This is a genomic window from Acuticoccus sediminis (assembly GCF_003258595.1).
Lineage (GTDB): Bacteria > Pseudomonadota > Alphaproteobacteria > Rhizobiales > Amorphaceae > Acuticoccus > Acuticoccus sediminis.
On sequence record NZ_QHHQ01000002.1, the window covers coordinates 1385247 to 1402473 of the forward strand.

11 protein-coding genes are annotated in these 17227 nt (G+C 68.8%); 2 read left to right on the forward strand and 9 right to left on the reverse strand.

Going from position 1 to position 17227, the window contains the following annotated elements; translation table 11 throughout:
* Window positions 1-12: 12 nt before the first annotated feature.
* From DLJ53_RS14135 to DLJ53_RS14170, 8 genes are all read right to left on the reverse strand, one after another.
* On the reverse strand, window positions 13-903 hold the full coding sequence (locus tag DLJ53_RS14135) for an ABC transporter permease (RefSeq protein WP_111346115.1): 891 nt from the start codon (window positions 901-903) through the stop codon (window positions 13-15).
* Entirely contained in the window at window positions 900-1817 is a 918-nt protein-coding gene (locus DLJ53_RS14140) for an ABC transporter permease (RefSeq protein ID WP_111346117.1), read from the reverse strand. The genes DLJ53_RS14135 and DLJ53_RS14140 overlap by 4 nt, the downstream gene beginning before the upstream one ends.
* A 31-nt stretch (window positions 1818-1848) precedes the next feature.
* On the reverse strand, window positions 1849-3963 hold the full coding sequence (locus DLJ53_RS14145; protein ID WP_111346119.1) for a hydantoinase/oxoprolinase family protein: 2115 nt from the start codon (window positions 3961-3963) through the stop codon (window positions 1849-1851).
* Window positions 3964-3965: 2 nt separating this feature from the next.
* Window positions 3966-5609 carry a hydantoinase B/oxoprolinase family protein gene (locus DLJ53_RS14150; protein ID WP_111346120.1) on the reverse strand — a complete coding sequence of 548 codons (1644 nt, stop codon included), beginning with the start codon at window positions 5607-5609 and terminating at the stop codon, window positions 3966-3968.
* Window positions 5610-5648: 39 nt separating this feature from the next.
* A complete protein-coding gene (locus tag DLJ53_RS14155) occupies window positions 5649-6566 on the reverse strand; it encodes a LysR family transcriptional regulator (RefSeq protein WP_162409187.1) in 918 nt (305 codons plus the stop codon).
* A gap of 169 nt (window positions 6567-6735) precedes the next feature.
* Window positions 6736-8262 carry an ABC transporter substrate-binding protein gene (locus DLJ53_RS14160; protein ID WP_162409189.1) on the reverse strand — a complete coding sequence of 509 codons (1527 nt, stop codon included), beginning with the start codon at window positions 8260-8262 and terminating at the stop codon, window positions 6736-6738.
* 88 nt (window positions 8263-8350) lie between these two features.
* Window positions 8351-10033 (reverse strand): hydantoinase B/oxoprolinase family protein, encoded by a 1683-nt coding sequence (locus tag DLJ53_RS14165; protein ID WP_111346125.1) that lies wholly within the window; start codon window positions 10031-10033, stop codon window positions 8351-8353.
* Window positions 10034-10037: 4 nt separating this feature from the next.
* Window positions 10038-12086 carry a hydantoinase/oxoprolinase family protein gene (locus tag DLJ53_RS14170; protein ID WP_162409191.1) on the reverse strand — a complete coding sequence of 683 codons (2049 nt, stop codon included), beginning with the start codon at window positions 12084-12086 and terminating at the stop codon, window positions 10038-10040.
* A 463-nt stretch (window positions 12087-12549) separates the two neighbouring features.
* On the opposite strand from DLJ53_RS14170, the gene DLJ53_RS14175 reads away from it, so the two are divergent.
* The gene (locus DLJ53_RS14175; RefSeq protein WP_202913170.1) at window positions 12550-14457 is read left to right on the forward strand and encodes an ABC transporter ATP-binding protein; all 1908 of its coding nucleotides are present in this window, start codon (window positions 12550-12552) and stop codon (window positions 14455-14457) included.
* A gap of 72 nt (window positions 14458-14529) precedes the next feature.
* On the opposite strand, the gene DLJ53_RS14180 is transcribed toward DLJ53_RS14175, so the two are convergent.
* Window positions 14530-15432 (reverse strand): helix-turn-helix transcriptional regulator, encoded by a 903-nt coding sequence (locus DLJ53_RS14180; RefSeq protein WP_111346128.1) that lies wholly within the window; start codon window positions 15430-15432, stop codon window positions 14530-14532.
* A 343-nt stretch (window positions 15433-15775) separates the two neighbouring features.
* Here DLJ53_RS14180 and DLJ53_RS14185 point away from each other — a divergent pair, with 343 nt between their 5' ends.
* A complete protein-coding gene (locus tag DLJ53_RS14185; RefSeq protein ID WP_111346130.1) occupies window positions 15776-17158 on the forward strand; it encodes an acetamidase/formamidase family protein in 1383 nt (460 codons plus the stop codon).
* Window positions 17159-17227: the final 69 nt, after the last annotated feature.

The following is a 17227-nucleotide window of genomic DNA, read 5'->3' on the forward strand; positions in this document are numbered from 1 at the left end:
TGCCCGGTCCCCTCACGTGCTCATGCGCGGGTCCAGCGCGTCGCGCAGCGCATCGCCCAGGGTGTTGAACATCAGGATCGTGGTGGCGATGGCGATGCCGGGGAAGAACGACGCGTACCAGGACATGTAGAGGTACTGCTGCCCTTCCGAGATCATCCCGCCCCAGGTCGGGGCCGGCGGCTGCACGCCGATGCCGAGGAAGCTCAGCGTCGCCTCGATCAGGATCATTCGCGAGATCTCGAAGGTCGTGAAGACGATGAGCGCCGACAGGATGTTGGGCACGACGTGCGCCAGCAGGATGCGCCGGCTCGAGGAGCCGATCGCCCGCGCCGACTCGATGTAGTCGAGCATCTTCACCTGGAGCACGGACGACCGGGTGATCCGCGCGAACTGGGGCCATGACGCGAGACCCATGATGAGGATCAGCGAGGGGACGGACGAGCCGACGACGGTCACCAGCGCGATCACGAGGAGGATGATCGGGAAGGCGAGGAGCATGTCGATGAGGCGCAGGACGATGCTGTCGATCCAGCCGCCGAAGTAGCCGGCGACGACGCCCAGCAGCGTGCCGAGGCTCCCCGCGATCGCCACCGCGCCGAGGCTGATGAGGAGCGTCATGCGCGCGCCGTAGATCATCCGCGAGAGGATGTCGCGCCCGACCTGATCGCCGCCGAGCAGATAGCCGGACGCCCGGTCGGTGAGGAACAGGGGCTTGGCGAAGCGGTGGATCAGACTCTGCTTGTAGGGGTCGGCCGGCGCGATCAGGCCCGGCACCAGCGCGCACGCCACGAGCAGCGCCAGGAACGTCAGGCTCACCAGCACCGTCGGGCGCCTCAATTCGCGCAGGAGGGCGGACGCGCGCCGGGGCATCGCGACGGCGGAGGCGACGGTCGCATCGCTCATGACAGGCGGATCCTCGGGTCGAGAACGGCGGACAGGATGTCGGCGACGAGGTTCAGGATGACGAAGACGACGGCGAAGAAGATCACCACGATCTGCACGACCGGGTAGTCGCGCGCGTAGATCGCCTGGATCGCGAGGCGACCGATGCCGGGCCAGGAGAACACCGTCTCGGTGACGACGACGCCGCCGATCAGGACGCCGCACTGCAGCGCCACCACGGTCACCAGCGGGATGATCGCGTTGCGCCCGGCGTGCTTGATGACGACGAGGTATTCCGGAACGCCCTTGGCGCGGGCGGTGCGGATATAGTCCTGCCTCAGGACGTCCAGCATGCACGAGCGCATGATGCGCATGATGAGCGCGATGATGGTGGAGGCGAGCGTCACCGCCGGCAGGACGAGGTGGAGCCAGCTTCCGCGCCCCCCCGTCGGCAGCCAGCCGAGCCACACCGAGAAGAGGAGGATGCCGAGGATGCCCCAGTAGAAGGTCGGCACTGCCTGGGCGAACGCGGCCACCGACTGCAGGCCGGAGTCGACCGGCGTGCGCTGCCAATAGGCCGCGAGGATCCCTGACGGGATGCCGATGACCAGCGCCAGGAGGATCGTCGCGATGGCGAGTTCGAACGTCGCTCCAAGGCGCTCCATCAGGAGTTTGGTGACGGGTTCGGAGAAGCGCAGCGAGTTGCCGAAGTCGCCGGTCATCGCGTCGCCCACGTAGCGGATGAACTGCGTCACGTAGGGCTGGTCGAGGCCGAGCCGTGCGCGCAGCGCCGCCCGGGCCTCGTCCGTGGCGTCCACCGGCAGGAGGAGGCTCGTCGGATCGCCGCTCATGCGCGTCAGCACGAACGAGATGAGGAGCACTCCGGCCAGCGAGATCACCGTTAGTCCGATCCGGCGGGCGAGGTAGTTCAGCATGGCCGGCCTCCTTCCGCCGCGGCGCGCTCCGTCATGCGGAGCCGTCTGCCGTCAGATCCATCCGGACGCTGCCGTAGCGGTCGATCGTGGTCGTCGCGGACGGGCCGGCGACGATGGTGCATTCGCGCTCCTCGAAGACCGCCGCGCCGGGGATCCGGTGCCCGTGGCGGAGCTGGCTGCGCTCGTAGACGGGCGTCTCGACCTCGGTGCCGAGTTCGGGGAAGTAGACCATCCGCCAGGCCTTCACCGGCGCCGCCTCGTCCGTCGAGGCGGCGATGTCGGGCACCGGAATGGAGGCGACACGGCCGGAGACGGTGACGCGGCAGGTCACCAGCTCCGCCGGGATCATCGTATGGGCGTGGCCGAAGCGCTCCTCGTGGGCCGCGTAGAAGCGCGGCCCCATGGTGTCCAGCATGGCCCGGTCGATGGGCCCGTCGGGCATGGCGACGTTGACCTGATAGCCCTGCCCCGCGTGGCGCAGGTCCATGGTGCGCTCGACGACGATGTCCCCGGCGGGGACGCCGGCCTGGGCCATCGTCTCGGCCCCCTCCGCCTCCATCTGCGCGAAGACGGCGGTGAGCTCGTCCGGCGCGGCCCGGTCGAGCCGCACCATGAAGGAGCGCGCGAAGTCGAACGACACCGGCGCCGTGACGAGGCCCATCGCCGACGTGGCCCCGGCGCCCGGCGGCACGATGACGCCCTTCATGTGCAGCGAGCGGGCGAGCTCGTAGGCATGGGCCGGCCCGGCGCCGCCGAAGGCGAAGAGGTAGAGCTTGCGCGGGTCGGCGCCGCGCTCGGCGATGTGGATCTTGCTCGCCGCCAGCATGTTCTGGTTGACGATCGAGGCGATCCCCCGCGCGCACGCCTCCACGCTCTCGCCGAGCGGGGCGGACAGGGTGGCGATCGCGTCCCGGGCCGCCGCGGCGTCGAGCTGCATCTCTCCGCCGAGGAAATAGTCAGGGTTGAGGTAGCCGAGCACGACGTTGGCGTCCGTCACCGTCGGCCGGGTGCCGCCGCGACCGTAGCAGGCGGGGCCCGGCACCGCGCCAGCGCTGTCGGGACCGACGTCGAGCAGGCCGACCGTGTTGACCTTGGCGATGGACCCGCCGCCGGCACCGATCTCGATCAGCTCCACCATCGGGATGCGCACCGGGAGGCCGCTCCCCTTCTGGAAGCGGGACACGCGCCCGACTTCGAAGACGTTCGACTTCTGCGCCCTGTAGTCGGACACGAGGCCGATCTTGGCGGTCGTGCCGCCCATGTCGAAGGTGACGAGATCGCCGATGCCGAGCGCCTTGCCGTAGTAGATCGCCGCCATCACGCCGGCCGTCGGGCCCGATTCCAGCAGGCGGATCGGGAGGTCCTTGGCCACCTCCGCGCTGGCGATGCCGCCGGACGAGACCATCACGTAGAGCGGGTTGGCGTAGCCGGACGAGGCGAGCCCCTGCAGCGCCTTGTCGATGTAGCGCGGGGTGAGCGGCTGGACGAAGGCGTTGGCGCAGGTGGTGACCGAGCGCTCGTACTCGCGGATCTCCGGCGAGACGTGGCTCGACAGGCTGACGAGGATATCCGGGCAAACCTCGCGGACGATCTCCGCCGCGCGCTCCTCGTGCGCGGCGTTGCGGAAAGAGTGAAGGAAGACGATCGCGACCGTCTCGACGCCTTCCGCCTTCAGGGTTCCGGCGATCTCGCGCACCTTCGCCTCGTCCAGCGGGACGAGGACATTGCCGTCCCGGTCGAGCCGCTCGGGCACGTCGAAGCGCAGCCGGCGCGAGACCAGCGGCTCGGGCATCGCGAGGGATATGGCGTAGTTGTCGTAGCGCAGCTCGGTCGCCATCTCGATCGTGTCGCGGAACCCCTGCGTGGCGAGGAGCGCCGTCCGGGCGCCCTTGCGCTCGATCAGCGCGTTGGTGATCAGCGTCGTGGCGTGGATCGCGACAGAGACCTCCGACCCGCCCATGCCGAGCCGCTGGAAGAGCGGCGCGACACCGTTGGCGACACCGACGCTCGGGTCCTGTGGCGTCGTCAGGCTCTTGCCGAGGTGTGTCTCACCGGTTCCGGACTCGACGAGGACGATGTCGGTGAAGGTTCCACCGATGTCGAAACCGAGGCGCCAGTCGGGCGCGGCGTGAGGCATGTCGGCCATCCTCAGAACCCTCCGTAGGTGCGGCTGGCTTCGGTCTCGGAGACGAAGCCGAGGTCGACGTCACGCTTCAGCGCGTCGCGGTCGCGGTCGGCGGGATCGCCGAAGCCGCCGCCGCCGGGCAGGTGCAGCGCCAGCTCCTGCCCCGGCTTGAGGATGAACGGGTCGAGCGGGAATTCCCTGCCGTCGAGCTCCACCCGGCCCGCGCCGCCGAGGCCGCCGCCCTTCAGCCCGGTCGGCGGGTGGGTGACCTTGTCCGCCCGCAGGGTGACGCGGGCGGATGCGCTGCCGAGGGTGGTGAGGCGGATCGTCTGCCCGAGGCCGCCGCGCCGGCGTCCGGCGCCGCCGGAGTCGGCGCGCAGCGACCGCTCGGTGACGAGCATCGGCCCCCGGTTCTCGATGATCTCGGCGGGGGTGATCGTCCCCTGCCCCGGGTAGGACATGGTCGGCTGTCCGTCGGCGTAGGAGACCGCGCCGGTGCCGCCGTTCGGCAGGACGTGGATGGCGAAGGATTCGCCCTCGTCGTCCGTGCCGGTGCAGGCCATCACCCAGAACGAGCCGGCGGCGGCCTGGACCTGATCGGGGATGATGTCGACCATCGCCCCGAAGATCGCGGTGTGGAGGTGGAAGCTCGTCATGGAGCGCGCCTTCACCGGAGCGGGAAAGCGAGCGTTGAGGACGGAGCCGAGCGGCGCGACGGTGGAGATCGGCGAATAGAGCCCCTCGTTGTTGGGAAGCTCGGGCGCCAGCGCGCACTTCAGCGCGAAGATCGAGTGCGCGTGGGTGACGTTGTAGACGCAGTTGATGGACGCGCCCTCGCGCTGGGGGCTCGACCCCTCGAAGTCCATCTCCAGCGTGTCGCCCGCGATGGTGAGCTTCAGGGCGATGGTCACAGGCTCGTGGAAGCCGTCCGCGTCGACCGTCTTGCGGTAGACGCCGTCCGGCAGGTCGGCGATCGCCTTGCGCATCGCCGCCTCGGAGCGGGTGAGGATCTCCGCGCCCACCATGTCGATGGCACGGGGGCCGTAGTCCGCGATGAACTCGGCGCAGCGGTCGGCCACGACCTTGCCGGCGCCCACCATGGCGCCGACGTCGCCGAGCACAAGGCGCGGATGGCGCACGTTGCTCTCGATGATGCGGAAGAGCTGCCGGTTGGGGACGCCCGCCTCGTAGAGCTTGCTCGGCGGAACACGCAGCCCTTCCTCGAACACGTCGCGGGCGATCAGCTCGTCGAGCCGGCCGCCGATGTCGGACATGTGCGCGGCAGCGGCGTAGTAGGCGACGATCTCCCCGTCATGGAACAGCGGAATGATGACGTAGAAGTCCGGCAGGTGGCCGTGGCAGATCCACGGGTCGTTGGTGATGAGGACGTCGCCGGGCGAAAGGGTCTCCGGCGGATATTCGGCGAGCATCGTCCGGGCGGCCACCGGGAGCGACGTCGTGAACGCAGGCACGCAGACCTGGGCCTGGGCGATGGAGCGCGCCTGGCTGTCGAGAAGGATCACCGCGTAGTCGCGCGAGTCGCTGACGATCGTGGAGAAGGCCGACTGCAGCATCGCGATGTCGGCTTCGTCCATGATGGAGATCAGTCGGCTCCACTGGATCTGCAGGTCGATCGAACTGAGCGCTGAGGGCGCTTGGGTGTCCATTGTGGGTCCTTCGGGGTGGTCCCCGCCAGCGCTCCCCCGTCAGATGGAGAGGAGGGGGCGCGACAGAGGCAGAGCGTTGAGGGTGATGCGCGACAGCTCGCCCTCGAGCATGCGCATGAACGAACGGCAGGCTGCGGTGTCCCCGTTCGCGGAGGTGACGCAGGACAGGCGGAAGTGCGGCGGCTCCATCAGCGTCTGGACGTTGTAGAGTTCCTGGTCGGGATCGGCGGCGAGGACGAAGGCGGGCAGGATCGTGTGCCAGTCCCCCTTGGCGACGAGGCCCAGCGTGCCGAACACGGAATCGAGCTCCAGCACCTGCTTCGGCCGGACGGCGTGCAGCTCCAGGAAGGAATCGACCACCGTGCGGTAGGGCTGGCCGCGCTTCGGGACGATCAGCCGGATGCCCGCGAGGTCGGCCGGATCGCGCTGGATGCGCCCGACGCCCCAGGGTCGCCCCGGCCCGCGCGAGACGAGGACACCCTCGGAGACGGCGAGGGTCTTGTCCTCCTCGCGAAGGTCCGAGGCGGCGATCACCGCCAGGGACAGCTCCCCGCGGCTGACCATCTCGCACAACAGCACGCTGTTGCCGTCGGTGACGTTGACGACGACGTTCGGGTGCTCGTCCATGAAGCGGCTGAGGATGTTGGGCACGACGTGACGTGACATCCAGGGCGGGATCCCGACGTTCACGATCCCCTCGACCCCGCGATAGCGCTGCAGGGCGACGTTGGCCTCGTTGTACTTGTCGAGGAGCTGGATGGCGTACTCGTAGTACGTCGTCCCGGCGGGCGTCGGCTCGACGCGCTGGCTGGTGCGGTTGAAGAGGCGCACGGCGAGCACCTCCTCCAGCTTGCGGATCCGCTGGGAGATCGCCGACTGGGTGGCGTTCTCCCGCTTGGCGGCGGCGGAGAAGGATCGTTCCTCGTAGACGGCAACGAAAATGCGGAATTCACGCATATAGCACATCGATGCCTCCGTTGAACGTTCCACTATTTGAACCAACTGTGCCGGAATTGTGAACGCCTGCGGACGGGACGCTTGCGCGCCACCCCGTCGGATTCTGCAGGGCTCGACCGGGTCCGGCCGGGGGGCGCCCGACCGGACCGTCGACGGTGCCGGGCTCCGATCAGGCGAGGTCGATATCGGCGAGCAGGTAGCGCTGGTCGCCGCGCGGAGCGAAGCCCTTCACCTGCTGCGACGTGCCGTAGAAGTCGGCGCCTTGGTAGAGGTAGAGGACGAACGCCTCGTCGAACATCAGCTGGCTCAGCTTGGCGTAGGTCTCGCCGCGCTTCTCCGGGTCGATCTCGCTGGCGCCGGCGTCGATCAGCGCGTCGAGCTCGGGGCTCTGGGTGTACGAATAGCGCCAGTCGGAGCGGAACTGGGCGAACATGGCGTCCGGATCGTCCGCCGGAGCGGTGCCCAGCATCGCGAGGGGGCCGAGCTTCTTGGCGTCGAGCTGGGCCAGGAACTCGCCTGCCTCGAGCGCAACCATGTTCGTCGTCACGCCCACCTCGGACAGCATGCCGGAGACCGCCTCCGCGACTTCGCGATCCTGGGCGTAGCGGCCGGAGGGGAACTTGAACTGGATCTCGAACCCGTCCGGATAGCCGGCCTCCGCGAGCAGCGCCTTGGCCTTCTCCGGGTCGTAGGGATAGTCCGAGAGGTCCGGGTTGTAGCCGACCTGGGCCGGGCGCAGGAGCTGGCCGTTCAGCACCTTCGCCTCACCGGCGAAGAGGGCGTCGACGATCGCCTGCTTGTCGACCGCGTAGTTGAGCGCCTGGCGCACGCGCTTGTCGTGAAGGGGGGTGTCCTCCTCCGGCAGCATCGACAGCGTCAGCATGTAGATGCGGAAGCTCGGCACGGCGATGATCTCGATGCCCGCCCCCTTCAGCATGCCGACGGCCGCGATCGGCAGGTTCGTCGCGATGTCGAACTCGCCCGCCTGAAGGCCGGCTGCGCGCGCCATGTCGTTCGGCACCGGGCGCCACACGAGCTGCGTCACACCTTCGGGCGCGCCGCCCCAGTAGTCGGCGTTCGGCTCCATCACGAGCTTGTTGTCGCGTACCCATTCGACAAGCTTGTAGGGGCCGGTGCCGATCGGCTGGGTGCGGAAGCCGTCGACGCCCACCTCGGTCCAGTACTTCGGCGGCGTCACGTAGACCTGCGCCAGCAGAAGGCCCATCGCCGGATACGGCTCCTTGGTGGTCATCTCCACGGTCATGTCGTCGACCTTGGCGATGGTGTCGATGGACTTGCCGAAGAAGCCGTAGGCCGGCGCCTGGTTGATGTCGGCGAACACCGTCAGCGAGTTGACGACCGCGTCGGCGTCGAGCGGCTCGCCGTTGGTGAAGGTGATGCCCGGACGCACCTTCATGACGACCTTGGTCGGCTCGGTCTGCTCGAAGCTCTCCAGCAGGATCGGCACAACCTTGCCGGTTTCCGGATCGCCCCAGCACAGCGACTCGGTGATCGCGTTGGCCGCGTTCAGCATCTCCTGCGCGGTGAAGTCGTTCGGCCACAGCGACCGGGGGTCGTAGCCGTGGGCGATCGTCAGCGTGCCGCCGTCCTGCGCGCGGAGTTTGGAGAAGGGCATCGCCGTCAGCGCGGCGCTCGCGGCGGTGCCGGCGATGAATGTGCGTCGGTTCAATTTCATCGGAATCTCCGGTGAGGGGCGACAGGCGTCGCGGGGCTTCGTGCGTCTTGGGTCTCGAGGGTCTTGGGTGCGAGGCGCGGCGGCAGCTTCAGGCCGGCGCCCAGTCCTGCGCGGCCGCATCCGCGCTCACCTTGCGGTCGTCGACGTCGCGGGCGAGCGCCGCCGGGTCGCGCCGTGCCACCGGCCCCCACCCGCCGCCGCCCGGCGTCTGGATGAGGACCGCGTCGCCCGTGTTGAGCCGCGTGACCGTCTTGGAGGGGACGATCTCCTCCCGGCCGTCGGCACGGGTGATGATCGTGCGTGCCCGCATCGCGTTGCCGCCCCCGGCGATCCCGCGCGGGTCGGAATAGTGATGCTCCGCGCGGTGCGTGAACGTGATGTCGTCCTGCAGCGCAACGTACTCGCGCAGGAGGCCGAGGCCGCCGCGGTACTGGCCGGGACCACCCGAGTCGCGCCGCAGCTCAGAGCGCCGCATCAGCAGCGGGAAGTCCATCTCGATGGCCTCCACCGGCAGGTTCATGCCGTTGGTGGTGTCGCTGTCGAAGGAATCGAGGCCGTCGCCATGAGAGTGGGCCCCGGTTCCGCCGCAGACGCCCTCGCCGACGACGAAGGGTTTGCCGCCCGCGTCGATACCGCCGAACATCAGGATGTGCTGGTTGGCGTTGAAGGCCGTGACGCGATCCGGAACGGCCTCCGCCAGGGCGTGGATGATGTTGTTGGCGATCAGCTTGATCACCGCGCTGCGCGCGTTCACCGGCGCCGGATGGCGCGGGTTCACGAGCGATCCTTCCGGCAGGTTCATCGTCACCGGGCGGAAGCAGCCGCCGTTGGTGGGGATCGTCGCGTCGGTCAGCGCCCGCACCGCGTAGTTGACGGCGGCCATCGAGCCCGACGGCACCACGTTGAAGGGCCCGCGCACCTGCGGGCTGGTGCCGGTGAAGTCGACGTGGAGCGTGCCGTCGCCGATGGTCACCGCCACCTCGACGCGGACGCGCTTGTCGAGTTCGACGCCGTCGTTGTCGAGGTAGTCGACCGAGTGATAGGTGCCGGGCGGCAGCGTCCTGAGGGCGGCGCGCGTCAGCGCCTCCGAACGGTTGAGCAGCGTGTCGAAGATCGCCGACAGCTCGTTGGCCCCGGTGGTGTCGGCCAGTGCGGTCATGCGCTTTGCGCCGACGCGGCAGGCGGCGATCTGTGCGTTGAGGTCGCCGATCAGCGTGTCCGGGATCCGCGTGTTGAGGCGCATCATCTTGATGAGCGTCTCGTTGTACTTTCCGCCCTGGACGAGCGGCAGGGCCGGGATGACGAGGCCCTCCTGGTAGAGCTCCGTCGCGTTGGTGGGGATCGAACCGGGCGCGGAGCCGCCGATGTCCTGATGGTGCGTCATCGCCGCGGACAGCGCGATCGGACGGCCGTTGTGGAACACCGGCATCAGGACGGCGATATCCGGGATATGGGTGCCGCCGGCGTAGGGGTCGTTCATGCAGTAGAGGTCGCCCTCGCGCATGGTGGCGAGGGGAAACTCCTTCAGCATGTTCTCGACGCACGGGATCAGCATCGTCAGGTGCGCCGGGATCGCCGAGGCCTGCGACAGCGTCGTGCCGTCCACCGTGAAGAGGCTCGCCGAGGCGTCCATGCCTTCCTTGACGATGGGCGAGAAGGAACTGGTCAGCAGCGTCCATTCCATCTCGTTGGCGATGCCGTCGAGCTTGTTGCGGACCACTTCGAGGGTGATCGGGTCGATCTCGTCCGAGGGTGTGGGGGCGATGTCCATCGGCTCAGGTCCGGGTCAGGATGAGGGTGCCGCCCGCCGCGACCGTAGCGCTCCAGCCCGGCTCGACGAGGGTGGTCGTGTCGCTCTGCTCGACGATGGCGGGACCGTCGATTGTGGTCCCCTCCGGCAGCGCGGCGCGGTCGTAGAGCGTCGCGGCGACCGGCGCGCCGACCGTCTCGAACCGGGCGGCGCGGGTGCCGCGCGAGAGCGGCGCGTCGGTCGGGATGTGCTGCGGGGTGGCGGACGCGACGGACGAGGCGGCCGAGGCGACGATGCGCACGTTGACGACGCGCGTCTCGCCGCCTTCGCCGTGACCGTGGATGGTCTCGTGCAGGCTGCGGAAGCGGGCGGCGATGGGCTCGAGGACGCCGTCGATCTCGGCGCGCGCCACCGGCACCTCGACGAAGTGCGCCTGGCCGACGTAGCACATGTCGAGGGCGTAGCGGACGTCGTAGCGCCCGGCGAAGCCCTCCGCCTCCATCAGCGCCGCCGCCTTGGCCTCGAGCGCATCGAAGGCGGCCAGGATGTCGGCGTCGCGAACGGCGGAGAGGTCGCGGTTGAAGGCCGCGAAGAGCTCGTGCTCGACGGGCGCGGCGAGAAGACCGCAGGCCGCCAGCACGCCCGGCAGGCGCGGCACGATGATGCGCGGCATGGAGAGGTCGCGCGCCAGCGGCACGGCGTGGATACCGCCGCCACCGCCGAGCGGGACGAGGGCGAAGTCGCGCGGGTCGAGGCCGCGCTGCACGGAGACGAGGCGGATGCCCTCGGCCATCTGCGCGTTGAGGACGCGGTGGATGCCGAGCGCGGCGTCCTCGATGGACAGGCCAAGGGGCCGCGCGACCTTCTCCTCGACGGAGCGGAAGGCGAGGTCCGGGTCGAGGGTCATGGTGCCGCCGGCGAAGTAGCCGGGGTCCAGATAGCCGAGGACGATGGACGCGTCGGTGACGGTCGCGTCCTCACCGCCGCGCCCGTAGGCGGCCGGGCCGGGCTCGGAGCCCGCCGAGTGCGGGCCGACGCGAAGGCCGCCGCCGGCGTCGATCCAGGCGATAGACCCGCCGCCGGCACCGATGGCGTTCACGTCGACCATCGGCACGCGGACGGTGTAGCCGCCGATCGAGCCGGTCGACTTGACGATCGGCTCGCCGTCCTGAATCAGCGCGATGTCGCACGACGTGCCGCCGACGTCGAACGAGATGAGGTTCTTGGCGCCGACGATCTCGCCGGCCGCCTTGGCGCCGATGACGCCGCCGGCGGGCCCGGACAGGAACAGCCGCACCGGCCGGCTGGAGGCGACGTTCGCCGCCGTCAGCCCGCCGCGCGACTGCATGACCTGCAGCGGCGGGGTCACCCGGGCGCGCCGCAGGTCCTCGCTCATCTCGCCGAGATAGGTGACGAGGAGCGGCTTCACGTAGGCGTCGAACGCGGTGATCGACGTCCGCTCGTACTCGCGGAACATCGGGTCCACCTCGTGGGAGAGCGACACCGGCATGCCGGGCGCCATCTCCGCGATCATCGCCTTGGCGGCGAGCTCGTGGGCGGGGTTGTCGAACGAGAAGATGAAGGACACCGCGATCGCGTTCACGCCGGCGTCGACGAGCGCGGCGATGGCGCTGCGCAGCGACGCCTCGTCGATCTCGGTCACGACGCGCCCGCCGGAGGTGATGCGCTCGCGCACCGTCTGGACGCAGGTGCCGTGGGCGAGGAAGTCGGGCGTCGTCCGCTTCAGGAACATCGCGTACATGTCCGGCCGGTAGGAGCGGCCGATCTCGAGGATGTCGCGGAAGCCTTCGGTGAGGAGGAGGCCGATGGGCCCGCCCTTGCGCTCCAGCACGGCGTTGGTCGCAACGGTGGTGCCGTGGGCGAATTTCTCGATGGCGTCGGGGGTGACGCCGGATTTGGTGAGCTGCTCCAGCGCCTGAGCGACGGCCTTTTGCGGCGCGCTCCGGGTGGTCGGGAGCTTCATCACCTCGAACATGCCGGCGCGATCGACACTGACCACGTCGGTGAAGGTGCCGCCGACGTCCACGCCGACGACGAGACCGGCCTCATCCATAGAGGAGACCATAAGAAATGCGAGTAGTCGCCATGTCGTCCGAAGATGTTTTCTGCGTCTATACGACGGTGGCGAGATGTTCGCGATGGATTATCGAAACGTCAAATTAAACGTTTTCGTGGGGTCTATTAGCAATGCTACTAGAGTGCGGATCGACCGCACGCCCCTGTCGAGCAAGAAAACCCCCATAATTTTCAATGTGTTATATCCGGATTCCGAGCGATTGCCCGCTTTGTCGGCAGCGGTGCACGCCGATTGTCCTTGACTTCCCATCCCGGCGCGCCGAACCCTCACGCGGTCGCAGCGTCAGGACGTGCGCAACGTTTTGACTTGGCGAATACACGGCGGCACGCCGCCATCCCGCGGCCGTGAGCGATGACATGTCGGCCATTGCTTGGAACCGCATCGTAAGTCCACGACGCGCCGGCGCATCCCAACCTCCAGAGGACCCGATTTGACGGAGATCGCCCCCGCCACCGTCGGCACTGCCCCCGCCGGCGCGACCCCCGCCCCGACCGCCACCGGCGACGATGCCCTCCTGTCGATCCGGTCGCTGTCCGTGGCCTTCGGCGGCACCACCGTCGTCCACGACGTGTCGCTCGACGTGCGCGCCGGCCAGACCCTCGCCATCGTCGGCGAGTCGGGTTCGGGAAAGTCCGTCACCTCCCTCGCGACGACCCGGCTGATCGACTACTCCGGGGGGCGCATCACCTCGGGCGAGATCCTGTTCCGGCCCCGCGAGGGCGGGCGCATCGACCTCGCGACCCTCCCCTCCGACAGGATGCGCCACATCCGCGGCCGCGATATCGCGATGATCTTTCAGGAGCCGATGACCTCGCTCAATCCGGTGTTCCCGGTCGGCGCGCAGATCGGCGAGGCGCTCCGGATCCACGACCGCATGAGCGAGCGGCAGGCCCGCGCCCGCGCGCTGGACCTGCTGCGCATGGTCCGCCTGCCGGACGCGGACGCGATGATGAAGCGTTATCCGCACCAGCTCTCGGGCGGGATGCGCCAGCGCGTGATGATCGCGATCGCCCTCGCCTGCTCGCCGCGCCTCATCATCGCCGACGAGCCCACGACCGCCCTCGACGTCACCATCCAGGCGCAGATCCTCGCCATCCTGCAGGATCTCAAGACCGAGATGGACACCGCCATCGTCTTCATCACCCACGACATGGGCGTCGTCGCGCAGATGGCCGACGACGTCGTGGTGATGTGGAAGGGCCGCAAGGTGGAGGAGAACGACGTGCGCTCGATCTTCGCCGTTCCAGCGCACCCCTATACCAGGGCGCTCCTGTCCGCGGTGCCGCGCCTCGGCAGCCGCCGCGGCGAGCCGCTCCCCGAGCGCACGCCCGTCATCGTCATGGAGGGCGACGAGGCGCGCGAGGTCGGCGAGCGCCGCCTGCAGGACACGGCGAACTACAAGGCGCCGCTGATCGAGGTGCGCGACCTCGTCACCCGCTTCGACGTCGGCCACACCCTCCTCGGCCGCGCCACCCATCGCGTTCACGCCGTCGAGGGGGTCTCGTTCACGATCCATCCGGGCGAGACGCTGGCGCTCGTCGGCGAGTCCGGGTCGGGCAAGTCCACCATCGGGCGGACCCTGCAGCAGCTCCTCAAGCCGGACAGCGGAACGATCACCTATCGCGGCGCGGACATCGCCGCGATGCCGGAGGCCCAGCGGCGCGCCCTGCGCGAGAAGATCCAGTACGTCTTCCAGGATCCGTTCGCGTCCCTCGATCCGCGCCGCACGGTGGGCTATTCGATCGCCGAGCCCATCATCGTGCACAACCTGCTGGCTCGGTCCGAGGCGGTCGAGACCCGCGTCCACGCGCTGCTGCAACGCGTCGGGCTGTCGCCCGCCATGTCGTCGCGCTATCCGCATGAGTTCTCGGGCGGGCAGCGCCAGCGCATCTCCATCGCGCGCGCCCTCGCCTCATCGCCGGACCTCGTCATCGCCGACGAGTCCGTCTCCGCGCTCGACGTTTCGATCCAGGCCCAGGTCATCAACCTGCTCATGGACATCCAGTACGAGCGGGGCGTCTCCTACCTTTTCATCACCCACGACATGTCCGTCGTCGAGAAGGTCGCGCACCGCGTGGCTGTGATGTACCTCGGGCAGATCGTCGAGATCGGGCCGCGCGCCGAGGTGTTCGACAATCCCCGGCACCCCTATACGCAAGGCCTCCTCGCCGCGGTCCCGGTCGCCGACCCGGCGCAGCGGCGGCACGGCGTCCGGCTCCTCGGCGACATTCCCAGCCCCGTCAGGAAGGTCGGCGACGAGCCCGTCCGGCACGAGATGATCGAGGTCGGCCCGGGCCACCTGGTCGCGCGCGTCGATGGCGCGGCCGGCGCCCTGCGCACCGCGTGACGGGCGCGGCACCACCCGCTGAGCCGCCCTCGGGCGGCCGATTCCGGGCCTGACACCGGTTGCGGGAAGCACCTACGAGTGTTTGGCGGCGTGGAAGTGGGCGTAGTGTGAGGCGGCGACCTTGCTGCGGATCGACAGGAGCGTGTGGAGGCGCTCGCCGTCGCCGGAGGTGGCCGGGGTGAAGACCACGAGCCCCATGCCGGGCTGCTCGTCAACATTGTAGGTAGCGTAGTCCAGCAGGATCAGGCCGAGTTCCGGGTCGTCGAAGACGCGGGTGCCTTCCCCGAGGTTGTTGACGCCGCTCTCGCACCACATCTCGGCGAACATCGGGCTCTCAACCATCAGGTCGTCGACCAGGCGGCGGGCCGCGTCGGGCATGCCGTACTGCTCCTTCTCCATCCGGAAGGTCTGGACCGCGTTGCGCGCCACCATCTCCCAGTTCTTCAGCTTCACCCGTGCGATGGGCTCGCAGAAGAGGATGCGCAGGACGTTGCGCCGCTCCGGCGCGAGCGTCGCATAGTCGCCCATCACCTCGCGGGCGGCGCGGTTCCATGCCAGCACGTCCCACGCCGGGGATCGGATATAGGCCGGGCAGAGCTGCAGGGAGTCGAGCGCGTGCTTCAGCCGGTCGGTCGGCGGCGGCGTCCACAGGCGCGCGCCCGCATCCATCCGCTGGCGCAGCTTCGCCGAGTGGGAGCGGCCGTACGCGATGGTATGGAGCCGGTCGTGCTCGGACTTGGTCAGCATCAGGGCGTGCGACAGGCGGTCCAGCACGTCGACCGGGGGCGGCTTCTCCTGTCCCTGCTCCAAACACGTGTACCACGCAACGCTGACGTGCGCGCGCTCGGCCACTTCCTCCCTCCGCAGGCCCGGACCGGGGCGCTGCGGAGAGCAATAACCAAGCGTCTGCGGATCCACCTCGTTTCGGCGGTCCGTCAGAAACTGTCCCAATCGAGCGTACTCACCGTTCTCCATAGGGCCCTCTGCCACGGTCCCGAGAGTCCATATTCGGGGCTACATGGGCGCGCATGACCTCACGAAAAGGGCAAACTCGAACAAACGCAACAACTATTTGTCGAAAGATGCACCTTTCGCGATCATTTCACACCTAAAACACAACCGATGATCAGGTCGACAGAGCCAAAACAATTAGAGGTTATACCACAACCAGACTCAACCTCTCAAGATGTCTGCCAGTCGTCTCGCAAGAATATGGGAGAGAAACGGAACAAATCGGGTTGAACTTAGGTCGCAGGCGGCCCCCCAAGTGGCATTCCACTTGCTTCGGTACGGTATTTTCAGACCGATCGAGACCCCGATGACCCATCAGAACCGTCGCCGCCTCCACCGGCCCTTCCCCACCGCCGGCGCAATTGGTGCACTTTTCCTGGCCGCATCCACCGGCGGCGCCCTCGCGCAGGGCACGCCCGAGACCTGCGCCGCCGCTCCGGACGCCCCGGCCCACCACACGGTCAAGGCGAGCGCCGACACCGTCCACTGGGGCTATTTCTCCAAGACCCTGGAGCCTGCGGTCGCCATCCACTCCGGCGATCTCGTGACGATCGAGACGCTGACGCACCACGCCAATGACGATGCGTCGCGGATGGTCACGGGCGACCCGGGCGCGGAAAGCGTCTTCCACTGGGAGGCGGGCGACAAGGGCGTGAACCGCCGCGGTGCCGGCCCGGTCGACGCCTCGATCCACGGCCGCGGCGCCGGCGAGGGCTTCGGTGTCCACATCCTCACCGGGCCGATCTACGTGTGCGGCGCGGAGCCGGGCGATGTCCTCAAGGTCGAGATCCTGGACCTGAAGCCGCGCCCCTCGGCCAACCCCGAGCACGTGGGCAAGACGTTCGGCTCGAACGCGGCCGCGTGGTGGGGCTACCACTACAACGACCTCCTGACCGAACCGAAGAAGCGCGAGGTCATCACGATCTACGAGCTCGATTCCACCGGCAAGGAGGACTGGGCGCAGGCGGTCTACTCGTTCCAGTGGACCCCGCAGACCGACCCCGACGGCGTGGTGCACGAGACGATCGACTATCCCGGCGTGCCGGTCGACCACGCGACGGTCGAGGAAAAGCCGGCTCTGACCGGCGTCCGCGTGCCGATCCGGCCGCACTTCGGCACCATGGGCGTCGCGCCGGCCGACGCGGACTTCGTCGATTCCATCCCGCCCTCGTCCTTCGGCGGCAACATCGATAACTGGCGCGTCGGCGCAGGCGGGACGATGTACTACCCGATCGCGGTCGAGGGAGCGCTCCTCTCCGCCGGCGACCCGCACGCGGCGCAGGGCGACTCGGAGCTCGCGGGCACGGCGATCGAGACCTCGCTCACCGGCCTCGTGCGCGTCACGCTCCTCAAGTCGGACGCTCTTGAAGGCACGCCGGTCGAGGGTCTCGACTTCCCGCTGCTCGAGACGGCGCACGAGTGGGTGGTGCACGGCTTCTCCTACGCCGATTACCTCAAGGACCTCGGCGACGCGGCGCAGAGCGAGATCTACTCCAAGTCGTCGGTCGACGGGGCGATGCGCGACGCCTTCCGCAAGATGCGCTCGTTCCTGATGACCGCGTACGGCCTCAACGAGGACGAGGCGATCTCGCTGATGTCGGTCGCGTCCGACTTCGGCGTGACGCAGGTGGTGGATGGCAACTGGGGCGTCCACGGCGTCGTCGAGAAGCGCCTCTTCGCCGGACGCTGACGACAGGGCGACGCGCCGGCAGCAGCCCGGACGCGTCCACCGGTGCGACCCGCCCGATCCGTCCAGGAC